Consider the following 17,217-nt stretch of genomic DNA (forward strand, 5'->3'; position numbering starts at 1 on the left):
TTAGGGCGACGCGTTCTGTTGCCCTGTCTTGCGCGGATCACTCAGTTCGCTCGCGGACCAGCCGCCTCCGAGGTCGCCGATCAACGACGCCGCATCGAGCAGCCGTGTTTGCTGCACGTTCAATGCGGTCTGCTGAAGATTCAACTGAGTGGCTTGCGCCGTCGCGACCGTCGTAAAGTCCACCGTCCCCGCCTGATATTCATTGCGCGCGATCTCGGTGCCGCGCGTCGCATCGCGTACGGCGCGCTCCAGCACCTCGGCTTGCTGCGCGAGGATCCGCAAGCCGGCAAGGTCGTTCTCCACACCCTGGAACGCAGTCAAAACGGTGCCGCGATAATTGGCCACGGCCGCTTCGTAAGACGCTCTTGCCGCGTCGACCTGCGCGCTGCGCTGCCCGCCATCGAAAAGCGTTTCGCTCGCCTGGCCGCCCAACGACCAGACATAGTTGCCGATGTGCAGCAGGCCGGCCAACGGCGACTGCGTGAAGCCGTCCAGCGCCGACAGCGAAATCGTCGGGTAATACGCGGCAACGGCCACGCCGATCGCGGCGTTTTGCGCCGCCATCTGACGCTCGGCGGCGGCAATGTCGGGCCGGCGCTCCAGCAGCGTGGACGGCACGCTGACCGGAATGGATGGCAGCGTCGGCAGCGTGGTGTTCGGGGGGATGTCCAGCTCTTCCGGATTCTTGCCGACCAGCACGGCAATCGCATGAACGTTTTGAGCCCGCGCCACGCCCAGCGCAATCAGACTCGATTGCGCCGACTCCAGTTGCGTCTGCGCGGTCACCAGATCGGAAGGCGGCACAGTGCCCGCCTTGTCCTGCTCGGCGACGACGCGCAATGATTGCTCGAACGCATCGACGGTGTGAGTGAGCAAGTCGATATTCGCATCCGTCACGCGCAGATCGATGACGGCGTTCGCCAGCGCGATCTGCTCGGAGAGCGTGGCGTTCGCGAGCGTCGCCTGGCTGGCCTGCGCGGTGGCGGCGCTCTCCTCGATGTTGCGTCGCACGAGGCCCCACAGGTCGGGTGCCCAACTCGCATTGGCTTCGAGCGAGCCGGCGTTGTTCACGCGCTGGAAACTGCTCGCGCCCGCAGCGCCGCCGAATGAACTGCTATTGAAATTGCCGGTCGACGACCGTGCGCGGGTCACCGACCCGGTCACGCCGATCGTCGGGAACAGGGCGCTACGCGCAAGCCGCACTTCGGCGAGCGCCTCCTGGTAGTTCGCATAGTCCTGGCGCACAGTCTGATTCGACACCGACACGAGCGGCTCGAACTCATTGATGAGCGGGTCGTTGAAGCCCGTCCACCAGTCGCCCTTTGGACGCTCGGCGGCGGGCTGCGCTTCGGTCCAGCCGGGCAGTTCCTTCCACGTGGCGGGCGTCGCGACGGGCGGCCGATGATAGTCGGGGCCGACCGTGCAGCCGCCTGTCAACACAGTCGATAAGGCCAGCATCGCGCCAGCCAGTCGGGTGGGGGAGATCGTCTTCATCATGCGCTCGTATCCGGTGCTTCGCCGCGGCGATTCCACGGCAGGCGCGCTGACCATTTCGCGAGTCGCGCGCGCAGCCGGTCGAGGTACAGATAAATCACCGGCGTCGTGTACAACGTAAAAACCTGGCTCACGAGCAACCCGCCCATGACCGTCACGCCGAGCGGTTGGCGCAGCGACGCGCCCTGGCCGATGCCGATCGCCAGCGGCACCGCGCCCAGCACGGCGGCCGCGGTCGTCATCATGATCGGGCGCAGCCGCACCACCGCGGCCTCGTGAATCGCATCGCGTGCATTCATGCCGTCATGGCGCTGCAACTGGATCGCGACATCGACCATCATGATGCCGTTTTTCTTGACGATGCCGATCAGGAGAATGATGCCGATCATCGCGATCACCGAAAAGGGCGTGCCGAAAATCAGCAAGGCCAGCGTCGCGCCGATGCCCGCGGACGGCAGCGTCGACAGAATCGTGAGCGGGTGTACCGTGTTCTCGTACAGCACGCCGAGCACGAGGTAGACCACCACCAGCGCGGCGAGAATCAGCAACGGCACGGCGCCCATCGACTGCGCATACGCTTGCGCGGCGCCCGCGAACGCGCCGTGCACCGACGCGGGCATGCCGATGTCGCGCTCGGCCTGCGCAATGATCTCGCCGGCCTCGCTGAGCGATCCGCCGGCCGGCAGATTGAACGAGATGGTGCCGGCCACGAGGCCGCTCTGGTGGTTCACCTGCGTCGCGGTGTGGCTGTTCGAGAAGGTCATCAGCGCGGAGAGTGGGACCATGGTTTCGGCGGCGGTGCTGTCCGCGCTGCCGCTGGAGTTGCCGCCCTTGCTGTTCGAAATGCTGTTGGTCTGCTGGTTCGCTTCCGCATCGGCGTTCAGCGAGTTCGTATTTGCGCTGGTGCTCGACGCGCTGCTGACCGCCGCCGCCTGTTGTACGGCTTTGACCGTGGCGCTCGACATCTGCGTCTGCTGCGTGCCGTTCGCGTTGCCGGCGGCCGTGCTCAGGTAAATCTGGTTGAGCGCTTGCGGATACTGCCAGTAGGCCGGCGCGACTTCCATCACGACAAAGTACTGATTGAGCGGGTTGTAGATGGTCGACACGGTGCGCTGGCCGAAGGCGTCGTACAGCACATTGTCGATCTGGTTCGGCTGAAAACCATAGCGCGTGGCGGTCGCGCGGCTCAAGTTCACGTAGGTCTGCAAGCCGTTCTGCTGCAGGTCCGAGTTCACGTCCTCCAGCTTGCCGCGGTATTTGCCGAGTTCGGTCACGAGTTTCGGCGCCCACGTGAAGAGCGCGTTCGCATCGTCGCTGGTGAGCGTGTACTGGTATTCGGCAGCGGCCTGGCGTCCGCCGATCTGCAGATCCTGCTGCGCCTGCAGGAAGAGCCGCGCGCCCGAAACGGCATTGAGCTTCGGTCGCAGGCGGTTGACCACTTCCGTCGCCGACAGGTGCCGTTGCGCAAGCGGTTTGAGTTCGATGAACACGTTGGCGGTGTTCAGCGCGCGTCCGCCGGTGAAGCCCGCGACCGACGCCACCGCCGGGTCCTGCTTCACGATCGCCTGCAATTGCGCGAGCTTCTTTTCCATGGCGTTGAACGAGACACTCTGATCGGCGATGATCTGCCCGATCAGAATGCCGGTGTCCTGCTCCGGAAAGAACGTCGCGGACAGGAACCGGGCCAGGAACACGTTGAGCACGAGCAGGCCGATCAGCAGAAGGACGACCGCGAGCGCGTGATCGAGCGCGGTCGAAAGCGAACGCGAATACGCCTGCTTGAAGCGCTCGAACTGCACCTCGACCCAGCGTGCCCAGCGCGACGGCGAATGCATCGCGCGCTCGCGGCTGAGCAGGTAGGCGCACATGACCGGCGTGATCGTCAGCGAGATGAGCAGCGACAGCAGGATCGCGATCGAGAGCGTGACGGCGAACTCGTGAAACAGCAGCCCGACAATGCCGGGCATCAGCAGGATCGGCAGAAACACGGCGATCAGCGAGAGGCTCATCGAGATCACCGTGAAGCCGACCTCGGCGCTGCCGCGCAGCGCGGCTTCCTTCGGCTCGAGACCGGCCTCGAGATGACGCACGATGTTCTCCAGCACCACCACGGCGTCGTCGACCACGAAGCCGGTGCCGATGGTCAGCGCCATCAGTGAGAGATTGTCGATGCTATAGCCGAGCAGATACATCGGTCCGAAGGTGCCGACGATCGAGAGCGGCAGCGCGACCGCCGGAATCAGCGTGGCGCGTGGCGACAGCAGGAACACGAACACCACGCCCACCACCAGCAGCACCGCGATGAACAGCGTGCGCTCGGTATCGGCCACCGAGGAGCGCACCGACTCCGAGCGGTCGATGGCGACGTTCACGTGTATCGCGCTCGGTAACGCGGCTTCGATGATCGGCAGGCGCGCGCGGATCTGCCCAACTGTCTGCACCACGTTGCTGCCCGGCGTCGGATAGACGATCACGAGCACCGCCGACTTGCCGTTATAGAGCCCGGCATTGCGGATATTCTCGTTCGAGTCGCGCACCTGGGCGACGTCGCGCAGCAGGACGGGCGCGCCGTCGCGATAGGCGATCACCACGTCGCGATACGGCGCGGCCTTGCTGATCTGATCGTTCGACGTCACCACGTAGCGCTGCTCGCCCTGGTCGATATGGCCTTTCGCGCTGTTCGCGTTCGCCGCGCCGATCGCCGCGCGCACGTCCTCGAGGCCGATGCCGTAACTGTTCAGCTTGCCCGGCTCCAGTTCGACGCGCACCGAGGGCAACGCGCCGCCACCGAGCGTGATTTGCCCGACGCCGTCGATCTGCGACAACTGCTGCTGGATCACCGAATCGGCGGAGTCGTAGAGTTGCGCTTTGGTCAGCGTGTCGGAGGTCAGCGCGAGCACCATGATCGGCGCGCCGGCCGGGTTGTACTGCCGATACGTCGGGTTGCTGCGCAGCGTGGTCGGCAGATCGGCGCGCGCGGCCTGGATGGCGGCCTGCACGTCGCGCGCCGCGCCGTTGATATCGCGGTTCAGGCCGAACACGACGATGATCAGCGACGAACCCACGTAACTGATCGAGGTGAGCTGGCTGACGTCGGCGATGGTGGCGAGGCGCCGCTCCAGCGGCTCGGCGACCGTGGCGGCCATGATTTCCGGACTCGCGCCCGCCATGTTCGCCTGCAACGCGATCACCGGAAAGGCAATATTCGGCAGCGGCGCGACCGGCAGCCGGAAATACGAGAGCGCGCCGGAGATCAGGATCGCGACCGCCAGCAGCGCGGTCGCGACCGGACGCCGGATGAAGAGCGCCGAGATGTTCACGGTGCGTTCTCCGGCGGCGCGGCGGCGCCGTCATTCGCGGCGCGGCGCCGGTTCTTCACGCGCTGCGCGGCGCGGTCGAAGAACAGATAGATCACCGGCGTCGTGAACAGCGTCAGCACCTGGCTGAGCGTGAGCCCGCCGATGATCGCGAGACCGAGCGGCCGGCGCAGTTCCGAACCGGTGCCGGTGCCGAGCAGCATCGGCAGCGCGCCGAGCATGGCGGCGAGCGTGGTCATCAGGATCGGCCGGAAGCGCAGCAGCGACGCTTCGAAGATCGCTTCGCGCGCCGGCTTGCCGTGCACGCGCTCCGCCTCGAGCGCGAAGTCGACCATCATGATCGCGTTTTTCTTGACGATGCCGATCAGCAGCACGATGCCGATGATGCCGATCACGTCGAGGTCGCTGCCCGCGATCATCAACGCAAGCAGAGCGCCGATACCGGCCGACGGCAGCGTCGAGAGAATCGTCACCGGGTGGATGTAGCTTTCGTACAGTACGCCGAGCACGATATACACCGCGACCAGCGCGGCGATCAGCAGATACACTTCGCTGGAAAGCGAATCTTCGAACGCCTGGGCCGCGCCCTGGAACGACGTCGTGATGGAAGGCGGCAGATCCACCGCTTTCTCGGCGTCGCGGATCTGCGCAACGGCTGCGCTGAGCGACGCGTCCTGCGCGAGGTTGAACGAGATCGTGACGGAAGGGAACTGCGCGAGATGGCTGATCAACAGCGGCGATTGCGTGATGCTGATCTTCGCGATGCCCGACAGCGGCACCTGGCCGGTGCTGCTGGTCTGGCTCGGCAAATACAGATTGCCGATCGACTGCACCGTGGGAATCGTCTCGGGCTTCGCCACCAGAATCACGCGGTATTGGTCGGACTGCTGGAAGATGGTCGAGACGATGCGCTGGCCGAGCGCGTCGTACAGCGCGTTGTCGATCGTGGCCGCCGTGATGCCGTAGCGCGCGGCAAGCTGGCGGTTCACTTCGACGTTCACGCTCAGGCCGTTGGTGTTCAGATCGCTGGTGACGTCCGTGATCGCGGGAATCTGCTTCATGCGCGCAATCAGCGCGGGCACGTACTGGTTGAAGGCCTGCTGGTTCGGCCCGCGCAGCACGAAGTTGTACTGGTTGCGCGAGATCGACGTGTCGAGCGTCAGGTCCTGCTCGGGCTGCAGATAGAGACGAATGCCGGGCACGTCGGCGACTTCCTGCTGGATGCGTCGGCCGATTTCCTCGGCGGTGACCGAGCGGTCGTCGCGCGGGCGCAGATTGATCAGGAAGCGGCCGTTGTTCAGCGTCGGATTGGTGCCGTCGATGCCGACATACGAGGTGAGCGACACCACGTCGGGATCTTTCAGAATCGCGTCGGCGAGGGCGCTTTGACGCCGGACCATCGCCGTGTACGACACCGAGTTGTCGGCCACGCTGATGCCCTGAATCACGCCGACGTCCTGCACCGGGAACAGGCCCTTTGGGATCACGATGTACAGAATCGCGGTGAGCGCGACGGTGATCAGCGCGACCACCAGCGTCAGCATCTGGTGATCGAGTACCCAGCGCAGGCCGCGTTCGTATGCGGCGAGCGTCTTGTCGAACAGGCCTTCGCTGATGCGCTCGAAGCGGCTCGGATGGCGCTGCGCCTGCGCGCGCAACAGACGCGCGCACAGCATCGGCACGACGGTCAGCGAGACCACCGCCGAGATCACGATCGTCACCGCGAGCGTGATCGCGAATTCGCTGAAGAGCCGGCCGATCACGCCGCCCATGAACAGCAGCGGAATCAGCACCGCGATCAGCGAGACCGTCAGCGAGAGGATCGTGAAGCCGATCTGCCCGGCGCCTTCGAGCGCGGCTTCGAGCGGCGTCTTGCCTTCCTCCAGATAGCGCACGATGTTCTCGATCATCACGATCGAGTCGTCCACGACGAAACCTGTCGCGATGATCAGCGCCATCAGCGAGAGGTTGTCGATCGAATAGTTGAGCTGGTACATCACGGCGAGCGTGCCGATCAGCGACACTGGTACGGAGATGCTCGGAATGATGGTGGCGGGCACATTGCGCAGGAACACGAAAATCACCAGCACGACCAGCACGACGGCGAGCACCAGTTCGAACGCGGCGTCCGAAACCGACGAGCGGATCACGCCGGTGGTGTTCGCCACCACCGTGACCTGCAGGCCGGCGGGCAGCGTCGATTCGAGCGCTGGCAACTGCTTCATGATTTGATTGACAGTGGCGATCACGTTCGCGCCCGGCTGACGCTGCACATTCAGCACGATGGCCGGCGTGCGGTTGTACCACGCGCCGCGTTCCACGTCCTGCGCGGCCTGACTCACGCGCGCGACATCGCGCAGATAGACCGGCGCGCCGTTCTGATAGGCGATCACGGTGGCCAGATAGTCTTGCGGATCGACAATCTGATCGTTCGCGTTGATCGTGTAGTCGAGCTCCGGTCCGTCGAAATTACCTTTCGGCTGGCTGACGTTGACATTGGCGAGCAGCGTGCGCAGATCGTCGAGATTCAGGCCGTAGGCGGCGAGCTTTTGCGGGTCCGCTTCGACACGCACGGCCGGTACGTTGCCGCCGGCGGTTGTCACGAGACCGACGCCAGGGACTTCGGAAATCTTCGTGGCGAGGCGATTGTTGGCGGTGTCCTGCAACTGCGTCAGCGACATGGACTTCGACGTGACCGCGAGCGTGAGGATCGGCTGATCGGCCGGGTTGACCTTGGCGTAGGTCGGCGGCGCGGGCAGGCCAGCCGGCAGGAAGCTGTTGGCGGCGTTGATCGCCTGCTGCACGTTCTGTTCGGCGATGTCGAGATTCAGCGAGAGATCGAATTGCAGCGTGATCACCGACGCGCCTTCCGAACTGTAAGACACCATCTGCTGCAGGCCAGGAATCTCGCCGAGCTGCACCTCGAGCGGCGCGGTGACCGTAGTCGCCATCACGTTCGGGCTCGCGCCAGGATAGAAGGTCTGGACCTGGATGGTCGGATAGTCGACGTCGGGCAGCGAAGACACCGGCAGGAAGCGCACCGCGACCAGGCCGACGAGCACGAGCGCGACCATCAGCAGCGACGTCGCCACGGGTCTCAGGATGAACAGGCGGGAGAAGTTCATCGACGGGGCGGCCTGCTATGAGGCCGTGGAAGCCGTGTTGGGCGCGGACGCGGGAGGCGTGCGCCGCGCAGTGGACGCGGAGGCGGGCGGTGCCGCCGGCGTCGCAGCCGACGCGCCGGACGCGCCCGCGGCACCCGACCCCGGCCGCGTCGCCGACGCCTTGATCTTGACGCCGTCGCTCAAGCGGTCCATACCGTCGGTAACGACCACGTTGCCCGCGGCGAGCCCCGACGTGATCACCGTATGCTGGCCGTCGCCCGGTCCCAGCGTGACCTTGCGCACCGATACGGTATTGTCGGCGTTGACGAGATAGACATAGTCGCCAGGCGCGCCGCTCTGCACCGCGGGTGTCGGCACCAGCACCGCGTTTTGCAGCGTATCGACCAGCAGCTTGACGTTGACGAACTCGTTGGGGAAGAGCGCCTCGTCGTCGTTGGGGACGGTTGCGCGCAGCGTGACGGTGCCGGTCGCGGTCGCCATCTGGTTGTTGATCGCGTACAGCGTGCCGGTCGCGATTTGCCGGGAATTGTCGCTGCTGAATACGGCGACCGGTAGCTGCGCGCCGACGTTGACGCGCTGCAGCACCTTGTCGAGCGCGGTTTGTGGCACGGTGAATTCGACGGTGGTCGGCTTCATCGTCGTGATCACCGCAATGCCCGGTTGACTCGACGCGGTCACGTAGTTGCCCGGATCGACGAGGCGCAATCCGACCCGGCCCGACACCGGCGCGGTGATATGGCAGTAGATCAGGTCGAGAACGAATTGCGCGACGTTGGCTTCGTCGGCCTTGACCGCCGCTTCGTCCTGCTGGACGAGAAACTGCTGATCCGCATAGGTCTGTTCGGCGATCGACTTGCGCTCGTTGAGTTGCGTAAAGCGCGCGAGATCGGCGTGCGCCTGGGCGAGCGCCGCCTTGTCCTTGGCGAGTTGCGCCTCGGCCTGCCGCTTGCTGATTTCGTACTGGCGCGGATCGATCTGCGCGAGGAATTGGCCTTTCTGAACATCCTGGCCTTCGCGATAGCCGACGGCGGTCAGGTAGCCGCTCAGTTGCGGCAGCACGGTGACGGTGGCGACGGGTGTCACGGTGCCCAGTTCGCTCAGCGTCTCCGGCATCGGTCCCGTGGTGGCGGTGGCGACCGTCACGACCTGGGGCGCCACGCTGGGCTTGGCCGGCTTCGAACGCAACAGATGGAACACCACCAGCGCGATCAGCGCCAGCACCACGAGCGCGAACACGATGCGGCCACGCCGCGGACGCTTGACCGGGCTTGACGACGCTTCGCTCATGACGGTCTCCCGCCGGATCCGTGGCACCCGGCGAACGCCGTCGAAGGACGGCCCGGCCAATTGCTGTCGAAGAGCGTCATACGAACTCCCAGGATGGGGCATCGCCGTCGCCGGCGACAGGAATCCAGACAATCACTAGCAGAGTCTATCCGACTGTGGAGCTAATTCTCACGACAGTACCTTGACGGGCGTTTCGATTTGTTACGATCGGCCGGGCGGTGGCGCCTTGCCGTCTGTCCAGGCGCGAGCGCGGCCATACGGAAAAAAGTAGCGACGACGTGGGCTGTCATCGCGGAGCAGGGGAATCACGCGCGCTGCGCCGACATGTAACCGCGTAACTTGACGCAACAGAACCGTAGCCTGAATGTCGGACTCGCGCACTAGCATGACGGCATTGTCCAGTCTCAACCGACGAGGTAACCGATGCTGAGCCATCATGAACTCGCGACACTGCTGCGTCTCGCGGGCACCGGGCGGCGTCCGGAGGCCATCGATCCCGAGGTGCTCGCGCTGAGCCGATACGACCTGATCGAAATCGACCGGCGCGAGGAGGGCGTGATAGTGGGCGGCACGTCGACGCTGCGGCTGACCAGCCGGGGCCGTGAACTCGTGCGCCGGCTGTTTGGCGACGGCGACCGCGACGGCGCGTGAGCGGATTCCCTGGCGCCGCCGCCTGCGTCGCGAATCACATGAGATCGGGGCGCGGGGCAGGCGTGCGTCTGATCTGCCGCGCCAGCGTGTCACGATAGATGCCCGGCACGGCGGCCAGTTCGGCCGGCGTGCCTTGCTGAACGACGCGGCCGCGGTTGAGCACCACGATCCGGTCGAAGGACTGCAAGGTCGACAACCGGTGAGCGATCGCGACGACAGTGCGATGTTTCATGAGCCGTTCGAGCGCCGCCTGAATGGCGATCTCGGATGCGGTATCGAGCGCCGACGTCGCTTCGTCGAGCAGCAGGATCGGCGAGTCTTTCAGAATGGCCCGGGCGATCGCGATGCGCTGCCGCTGTCCGCCGGAGAGTTTGGTGCCGCGATCGCCCGCAACGGTGTTGAGCCCTTCGGGCATCGCGTTGATGAAATCGAGGCAATAGGCGTCCTCGCACGCGCGGCGCACGTCGGCCTCGTTCGCGTCGGGACAGCCGTAGCGGATGTTGTCCAGCAGCGAGCGGTGAAATAGCGACGCGTCCTGCGGCACGACCGAGATGGCGCCTTGCAAGCTTTGCAACGTGACATGCGCGATATCCTGGCCCGCAATCCGCACGCAGCCGGAGCCCGGCTCGTAGAAGTGCTGAAGGAGCGCGAGGATGGTCGATTTCCCCGCCCCCGAGGGGCCGACGAGACCGACGCGCTCGCCCGCGCCGATATGCAGGTTCAGTCCGGTCAACACCGGGCGGCGGCCCGGATACGCGAACGTCACGTCTTCGAAGTCCACGGTGGCCTGCCGGACTTCGAGCGGCGTCGCCCTGGTCGGTTCGGGCATGGCGTGCGGGATCAGCAGTGTCTCCGACGCTTCGCCAAGCCGGGCGACGTGCTGGGTCAGGTCGACGAACGCCACGGCAATGTCGCGCGAGCCGTGCAGGATCGAGAAACCCAGCGAGCCGACCAGAACGACGTCGCCGGTGGTCGCACGGCCGACGCTCCACAGCCACACGGTCCACCCGAGCACGCAAGCGGACAGAATGCAGGTGGCGAACGCGTGCAACAGGCGCAGTTTCTCGAGATAAAGCAGGCTGCGCTTGCGGGCGTCGCCTTCGGCGGCGAGCAGCGCGTCGAAGCGCCGCCGCTCGATCACCACGGAGCAGAAGGCGCGGACCAGCCCCATATTGCCGATGACGTCCACGAGTTCGCCATCGACCGAGGCAGCCTGGGCGGCGAACGTCTCGTGCCGGGCGGTGCCTTTGCGTGCCAGCAGGAACAGGCAGAACGCCAGCGCGGCGGAAATGGCGACCAGCGTCAGGCTCATGGGAACGCTGACCGCGCCGACCATGACGATCGCCCCGACCACGGTCAGGCACGGTGGAAAGGCCGTCCACGCCACCGTGTTTTCGATCACGTAGACCGCGTTGGCCGTCGCCGATATCCGGCTCGACAGGACGCCGGGTTGCTTGTCGGCGAAGAAGGTGGGGGCGTGCACGGTGAGATAGTCGAACATCTCGCGCCGGATGTCGCCCGTCACGGCCACGAACGTGCGCGCCGAAATCCAGCCGGCAATGCGCCAGAAGAGATTGTCGGCGAGGATCAGCGCGACGAGCACGGCAAACGCATGAATCACGTGTTGCGGATGGGCGCGGCCCCCCGGCAACGCGTCGATCAGATTGCGGATCCCATATTGCGAACCCAGCGCGCAGCCGACCGCCGCCACGACGCTGGCCAGCACGATGGCGTGCGCCAGCTTGTGACGGGCCACGTAACGCCAGATCAGCCGCAGGGGCCGCCCGGCGTAGCGGGACAGCACACGGGACTGCCGCCGCCTGCGCACGCGCCCGGCCCGGCCGGTGTCGGCATCCTTGATCAGTTCCATGACAGCGCTTGCCCAGGTGGAAGGAGTCGGGCGTCCATGCTGTGCCGCCCCGACAGGCAGCCGACAGTCGAGAAGTCCGGTTCCGGCAGCACGCAAGCGGCGTGCCTTCGCAAGCAGCGAGCCGGTCTGACGGCGGCGATGCATATTGGGTAAGGGCGTGCGGTGTTTCCCCGTTTTTTGTCTGACGCGATACCCTATACTTCCAAACTCCAAAACGGTCCGGCGCGTGTCACCGGCAAGCCGTTTTTATCATCCGCAACGTGGGATCCGTGCAATGTCGACCCGCCGCCATCCGCTGGGAATGCGATGAGTGATCCTATGCAGCCGCCGTTTTCCATTCTCTTCGTCGACGACGACGAGATGTCGCGCAACCACTTCGCGCGCGCGATGAGTGCCGATTACAAAGTGTATGTCGCCCAAAGCGCCGATGAGGCGATGACGGTGCTGGGCAAGCACGCTTCGGAGATTGCCGTGCTGGTGACGGACTTCCGCATGCCGGGACGCGACGGCGACGATCTGCTGCGCCAGGTGGCGCAGGAGTATCCGCAAATCGTGCGCATTCTCGTGACCGCCTATGCCGACAAGGACATGCTGTTGCAAACGGTCAATACGGGCGACGTGTTCCGTATTATCGAAAAGCCGCTGCGAACGGACATGGTGCGCGAGGTCCTGCAACTGGCAACCGCGCGCTACACGGAGCGGGAAACGCGCCAACAGCGGCTGCTGGCGATGGACGAGACACTTGCTTTTCTCGCCCACGAGCTGAATACGCCGTTGGCCACGATTTCGCTATTCGCGCGCTCCGTCGAGAACGACGTGGCCGAGCAATACGATCCGGAGCGTCAAAGAGAGATCGGCCTCGCGGCAAAGTCGATGCTGAATAACGCGCAGTATTGCCTGACGCTGATCTCGTCTTTCTGGGCGACGGTGCACAAGAGCGGCGGCCAGAAGTCCGCCTCGGGCGGCGGCACGCGCGCGGTCAGAGCGACGCGGTTGATCGCCACGCTGCTCGACACCTATCCGTTTGTCGCGTCGCAGCGCGATTGGGTCAAGGTCGACGTGGAAGGGGATTTTGTCGTGCACGCCATGCCCAATTGCGTGGCGCTCGTGTTGTCTTCGCTGTTGTCCAACGCGCTGCGCGCGCTCGACGGCAGCAGCGCGCCTTCGTTGCGCCTCGAAGTGGTGGCGTTCCCTGAGCCCGAGATCCGCATTCGCGACAATGGCCCGGGGATCGCGCCCGAGGTCAAAGCGCGTCTGCTGCAGGATCCGGTCACCACTTACGCGGGCGCCGGCGGCCACGGCATGGGCATGATCTTCTGCAACCGCATCATGCAGTCGTTCGGCGGATGCCTGCGGATCGAATCCACGGTCGGCGCGGGGACCACGGTGACCATGGGCTTTCCGAGTTTCAATAGCCACATGCACACCGCTGACGACGAAGAACCGTCCGACAGTCAGGTGGCCTCGCGATGAAATCGCGTGGCCTGCATGGCCGCTTGCATGGTCGCGTGTATCACCGCTAGTCGCTCAGAAAATCCCGATGATCGCGGCGTGCCTTGGCCGTGGCGAAATACGTCTGCAGCGCATCGGTTGAACGCTCGCTCAATATGCTGATGCGCGCGAGCCAATCGGTTTCCACCGGCCATTCGCCTTCCACCACGCGCGGATAGATTTGCCGCGCGAACTGATGCAGCGCTCGTGCGCCGATATTGCCGCTGACGCCAAGCAGGAGGTGCAGCGCGCCGTGCGTCGATTCGAGGTCGGCGGCCGCGACACTGGTCGCCAGCCGCGCCACGAGCTGGCGAATCTGCTCGATGCCTTTGAGGAACGATTCGTCGAGCAGATCGAGCGACGCCAGTTCTTCGAGGTGTTTCTCGTCGAGCAGTTCGCTTTCCGTCACGATGGGCAGCCTGCCGGCCGGCGTGGTCGGCGGCGACGGCGGCAGACCGGCCGTCGTCGCCACGGTCGAGCCGCGTTGCTGTGCAAACTGTCTCGCAAGGCACGCATAGAGAGAACTGGCTTGCACGGGTTTGATCATGACTTCGTTCATGCCCACAGCCAGGCAGGTCTGGACTGCCTTGATATCGGACTGGCTGGTCAAGGCGATGATCGGCACGGCGGCGTACGAGTCGGCGCGGGCGCGAATCGACGCGGTCGTTTCCAGGCCACCCATTCCCGGCATCTTCATATCCATGACGATGGCGTCGATCACGCCGTCCGCCTGCAGATGCGCGAGCACGGCCTGCCCATGCTCGGCCTCGACGACGCTCGCTCCGCATCGCTCCAGATAGGCTTTGGCCACCAGCCGGCTGTAGGTGTCGTCGTCCGCGACCAGGATCGATTTGCCGGAGAACGCGTCGGATTGCTGGCTCAGATGGTGCCGGTTGCCGTTTTCGAAGAGCGCCTGGAGCGTCGTGATCAATTCGAGCACGCTGCAGGATTTACTGATGATTTCGTCCATGCCGGCGCGTCGGGCGAGCACGCGCACCACCGTTCCGGGCTCGGCCGTATAGGCGGCAATCAGGACATTCCAGCTCGGATAATCGTGACCCGCGCGAATTTCCTCGGCCGTCGCGTAGCCATCCAGAACCGGCATGTTGATGTCCATCAACACGAGGTCGTAGGGAGCCGATTCCCGGAGTACGGTCAATGCGATCGCGCCGTTTTCCGCTTCGTTCAGGTATGCGCCCACTTTCGACAACGCGCGACAGGCTCGCGCGCGCTGGCCCGCGTCGTCGTCCACGATGAGAATGCGTTTGTCCTTGAAGACAGGCGTGGCGCGTTCAAAAATCTGCCGCTCGTGGTCCACGATTTCGCTCTTCGGGACGACGGGAAATTGCAGCGTGAATTCCGTGAATTTGCCGACTTCCGAACGGCAACTGATGCTGCCGCCGAAGGCGCGCATCGCGCGCTGGCAATAGGCGAGTCCGAGTCCCGTGCCGTCCGAGTTGCCCGCTGTACGGAAGGGCTCGAACAGATGCGACAGCATGTCGGGCGCAATGCCGGGACCGGTGTCGCGAACCATGACCGACTGCTGCTCGATGGTCAGTGTAAGCGTGGCCGCCGGGTGCGTGGCGATATGATGCAGCGCGTTCTTGATCAGGTTGAACAGGGTGAACAGATAGACGGTTTCGTCGACCTTGAAGGTGAAGTCTTCCCGCACCACGAGCCTGACCTTGTCGCGTTCCTTTTCGTCGCCGAAGCCGTATTCTTCCAGCGCCTTACGCGTGGTACTCGTCGCACTCAGATAAGTGAGGCAATCCGGGCGGATGGGTTTGGCGCTGACTTCGTCGAGTGTCATGGCGATGATGCGCAGGCCACGCTCGATCGACAACTGCCCTTGGGCAAGATGACGATAAAGCCCCGCGGTGCTCTCGTTCCTGTCGTTCCTATCGTTTTTATCGTGCCTGTCGTGCGTGAGTGCCAGCGGCCGGCTGGATCCCATCGTCGCGGGCAGGGCTTCTTCCACGCGGTCCAGCACGTAGCGCAACTGGCTGAGGGGGTTGCGCATTTCGTGAGCGATCGACCCCGCGAGAGCCTGCAACGCGCGGTTCTTTTCGACGAAGATGCGCCCTTTGCTGATCGCATGGCTGAAGGCCATGCTGCACAGGACGACGACCGGCAGCAAGGCGAGATTCGATTGATCGGCCGCGGTCACGACAATCGGAACCGGCGAGCTGATCACCGCGGCGAGCGCCCCGGAAAACACGCCAATGCCGATGCAGCCCATCAGCAATAGCGGATTGTCGATGCACAGCGCCATGATGAAGATCATCATGACCTCGGTCATCATCCACATGGTGGAGAATGAATTTCTGATCGCGAGAAATGTGCAAACGAATGGCAGTACGTAGATCAGGCAGCAATGCCAATAAATCAGCAGGTAGTGGTTGAATCGCTTCGGCCAATGCGCCTGGAAAATCAATGGAATGCAGACGAGCGCCGCACTCAATCGAAGGGAGAGGTTGTCGTAAGGTTGCGGCAGGACATAGGTCCAGACTACGTAGTAGATGGGGTGGCACAGGAGGCCCAGCGCGCCGCCCCATCGTATTGCAAACCGGCTTCGTTCCAGCACGTCCCGCATGCTCTCGCGCGGTATTACCATCAGGCCTCCAATGCCGTTTACGAGCCCATCAATTCTCGCTTGCCGCGAAGTTGTGCGTCCAGCTCGATCGGCGAGCCGTTTTTCCCATGAAAAGGGCCGACCGCAAAGCCGTACTTCTTCAGCAGGCTGTGCGTGTAGGAGACGGACCACACGGGCGGGCTGCCGATAATGAAGTCGGACGCAATGCCTTCCTGCCAGGCGGAGTAGCCTTCGGCGAAACAGGTATAGCAATCGCGCGTGGTCGGCAGCCGGAACGGGAAGGTGGTATTGAGTCCGGCCGGGCCACGCGCGAAGCACTCAATATATAGCGTATGACCGCGTGACGCGAGTTCAGCCTCGACGCTCGCCGCCCGGGGGTGCGAGTCGTCGATCCAGAACTGCGCGCGCTTGAGGTCGGCCGCGGTGAGGTAGGGCACGCTGGTGCTGCTCGCCAGAATGGCGCCATCGAAGTCCGGCAATGGGGTGTTCGGACTGAAGGTGTGCACGGAAACCCGGGTTTTACCGAGCAGGTCCGACGCCATCAACTCCCTGGCTTGCTCCGTGAGCAGGTTCACCTTGTCGGGCAGATCGATCAGAACAAGCTCGCGCGGTGCATCTTTGTAGAGCGCGTATTTGGCCACCGTCGTGCCGAGCCGGCCGGCCGCGCCGAATAGAGCAAGCTTGGTCTTGCCGAACTCGAGATCGAGTTCATTGCAGCAGTGCATGGCCCAGTCTTTCAGCATCGCAGCGGTCGCGGCGTGACCCGTGGTGATATGCGGCGGCTTGGTATCGCGCGGCAGTGCTCCGTAGTTGCAGGCGTAAGGCGTGGAGGCGCCCATTGCCACCATATTCAGGCCTGCCTGTCTTGCCAGCTCCAGTGCCGGGAAAAATTGCGTCTCGCGGAATCGCTTGATGCCGCGCGGGCTGCCGAGCCACAGCTCGAGCGGAACCGGGCAGGCAATATTGGCCCCGATGATCTGGGAGCCCGAATAGATCGGTGAGGCAATGAAAGGCTTGGTGTTCCAAAGTTCTTCTTCGAATGACGCGTTTCGATGCTTCACATTGTGAAATGAAAAGGAAAGTGTCTCCCAGTCGGTAGCGTGAAATAAAAACCCGACGCCGCCTTGACCGGCGGGCAGGTTATCCCGGATCTCGTCCGGGCTGATGATGTGTTTAAGTGCCAAGGGGGCGCCCGTTTGAAGTTGACGAACCCCGGTTTGCTCGTCGGAATAGGTCATTACTTCGTGGTGAACAGAAGTTCTCATTTGATTTTCCCTTTGATTGAAACTCACGCTGAACGATTAGCGCGACAAGGCCGACCGGCGTGTTGGATGGTCGACCCTTCAACTCTAGAGAAAACTGATGCGATGTGCCCGTCTGTTGGTTCGC

9 protein-coding genes are annotated in these 17,217 nt (G+C 64.1%); 2 read left to right on the plus strand and 7 right to left on the minus strand.

The window, feature by feature from the left end; genetic code table 11:
• From PQR32_RS02025 to PQR32_RS02040, 4 genes are read right to left on the minus strand one after another with little or no spacing between them, the layout of a single operon-like run.
• Complete coding sequence (locus PQR32_RS02025) at window positions 1-1,497, minus strand: efflux transporter outer membrane subunit (RefSeq protein ID WP_408221901.1); 1,497 nt, start codon at window positions 1,495-1,497, stop codon at window positions 1-3.
• Window positions 1,494-4,814 (minus strand): efflux RND transporter permease subunit, encoded by a 3,321-nt coding sequence (locus PQR32_RS02030; RefSeq protein ID WP_408221902.1) that lies wholly within the window; start codon window positions 4,812-4,814, stop codon window positions 1,494-1,496. Before PQR32_RS02030 ends, PQR32_RS02025 begins: the two co-directional genes overlap by 4 nt.
• Window positions 4,811-7,936 carry an efflux RND transporter permease subunit gene (locus PQR32_RS02035; RefSeq protein WP_408221903.1) on the minus strand — a complete coding sequence of 1,042 codons (3,126 nt, stop codon included), beginning with the start codon at window positions 7,934-7,936 and terminating at the stop codon, window positions 4,811-4,813. Before PQR32_RS02035 ends, PQR32_RS02030 begins: the two co-directional genes overlap by 4 nt.
• Window positions 7,937-7,951: 15 nt before the next feature.
• Window positions 7,952-9,223 (minus strand): efflux RND transporter periplasmic adaptor subunit, encoded by a 1,272-nt coding sequence (locus tag PQR32_RS02040; protein ID WP_408221904.1) that lies wholly within the window; start codon window positions 9,221-9,223, stop codon window positions 7,952-7,954.
• Between the two features lie 423 nt (window positions 9,224-9,646).
• Between PQR32_RS02040 and PQR32_RS02045 the strand changes: the two genes are divergently transcribed.
• Window positions 9,647-9,874, plus strand: a complete 228-nt coding sequence (locus PQR32_RS02045) for a hypothetical protein (protein WP_408221905.1) — start codon at window positions 9,647-9,649, stop codon at window positions 9,872-9,874.
• Window positions 9,875-9,908: 34 nt separating this feature from the next.
• Here PQR32_RS02045 and PQR32_RS02050 read toward each other — a convergent pair whose 3' ends face one another.
• Window positions 9,909-11,744 carry an ABC transporter ATP-binding protein gene (locus PQR32_RS02050; RefSeq protein ID WP_408221906.1) on the minus strand — a complete coding sequence of 612 codons (1,836 nt, stop codon included), beginning with the start codon at window positions 11,742-11,744 and terminating at the stop codon, window positions 9,909-9,911.
• A 306-nt stretch (window positions 11,745-12,050) separates the two neighbouring features.
• Here PQR32_RS02050 and PQR32_RS02055 point away from each other — a divergent pair, with 306 nt between their 5' ends.
• Entirely contained in the window at window positions 12,051-13,217 is a 1,167-nt protein-coding gene (locus PQR32_RS02055) for an ATP-binding protein (protein WP_408221907.1), read from the plus strand.
• Between the two features lie 46 nt (window positions 13,218-13,263).
• On the opposite strand, the gene PQR32_RS02060 is transcribed toward PQR32_RS02055, so the two are convergent.
• Both PQR32_RS02060 and PQR32_RS02065 read right to left on the minus strand, forming a co-directional pair.
• A complete protein-coding gene (locus PQR32_RS02060; protein ID WP_408221908.1) occupies window positions 13,264-15,849 on the minus strand; it encodes an ATP-binding response regulator in 2,586 nt (861 codons plus the stop codon).
• Between the two features lie 17 nt (window positions 15,850-15,866).
• Entirely contained in the window at window positions 15,867-17,066 is a 1,200-nt protein-coding gene (locus PQR32_RS02065; protein ID WP_408221909.1) for a hypothetical protein, read from the minus strand.
• Between the last annotated feature and the right edge of the window lie 151 nt (window positions 17,067-17,217).

Origin of the sequence: Paraburkholderia dipogonis, assembly GCF_046027395.1 — a bacterium.
GTDB classification, from domain to species: Bacteria; Pseudomonadota; Gammaproteobacteria; order Burkholderiales; family Burkholderiaceae; genus Paraburkholderia; species Paraburkholderia dipogonis_A.

Excerpts from the sequence above, each read along its gene's own strand:
- PQR32_RS02035 (WP_408221903.1), bottom strand. The coding sequence starts at position 7,936 with ATGAACTTCTCCCGCCTGTTCATCCTGAGACCCGTGGCGACGTCGCTG.
- PQR32_RS02060 (WP_408221908.1), bottom strand. The coding sequence starts at position 15,849 with ATGGTAATACCGCGCGAGAGCATGCGGGACGTGCTGGAACGAAGCCGG.
- PQR32_RS02040 (WP_408221904.1), bottom strand. The coding sequence starts at position 9,223 with ATGAGCGAAGCGTCGTCAAGCCCGGTCAAGCGTCCGCGGCGTGGCCGC.
- PQR32_RS02055 (WP_408221907.1), top strand. The coding sequence starts at position 12,051 with ATGAGTGATCCTATGCAGCCGCCGTTTTCCATTCTCTTCGTCGACGAC.
- PQR32_RS02050 (WP_408221906.1), bottom strand. The coding sequence starts at position 11,744 with ATGGAACTGATCAAGGATGCCGACACCGGCCGGGCCGGGCGCGTGCGC.
- PQR32_RS02025 (WP_408221901.1), bottom strand. The coding sequence starts at position 1,497 with ATGATGAAGACGATCTCCCCCACCCGACTGGCTGGCGCGATGCTGGCC.
- PQR32_RS02065 (WP_408221909.1), bottom strand. The coding sequence starts at position 17,066 with ATGACCTATTCCGACGAGCAAACCGGGGTTCGTCAACTTCAAACGGGC.
- PQR32_RS02045 (WP_408221905.1), top strand. The coding sequence starts at position 9,647 with ATGCTGAGCCATCATGAACTCGCGACACTGCTGCGTCTCGCGGGCACC.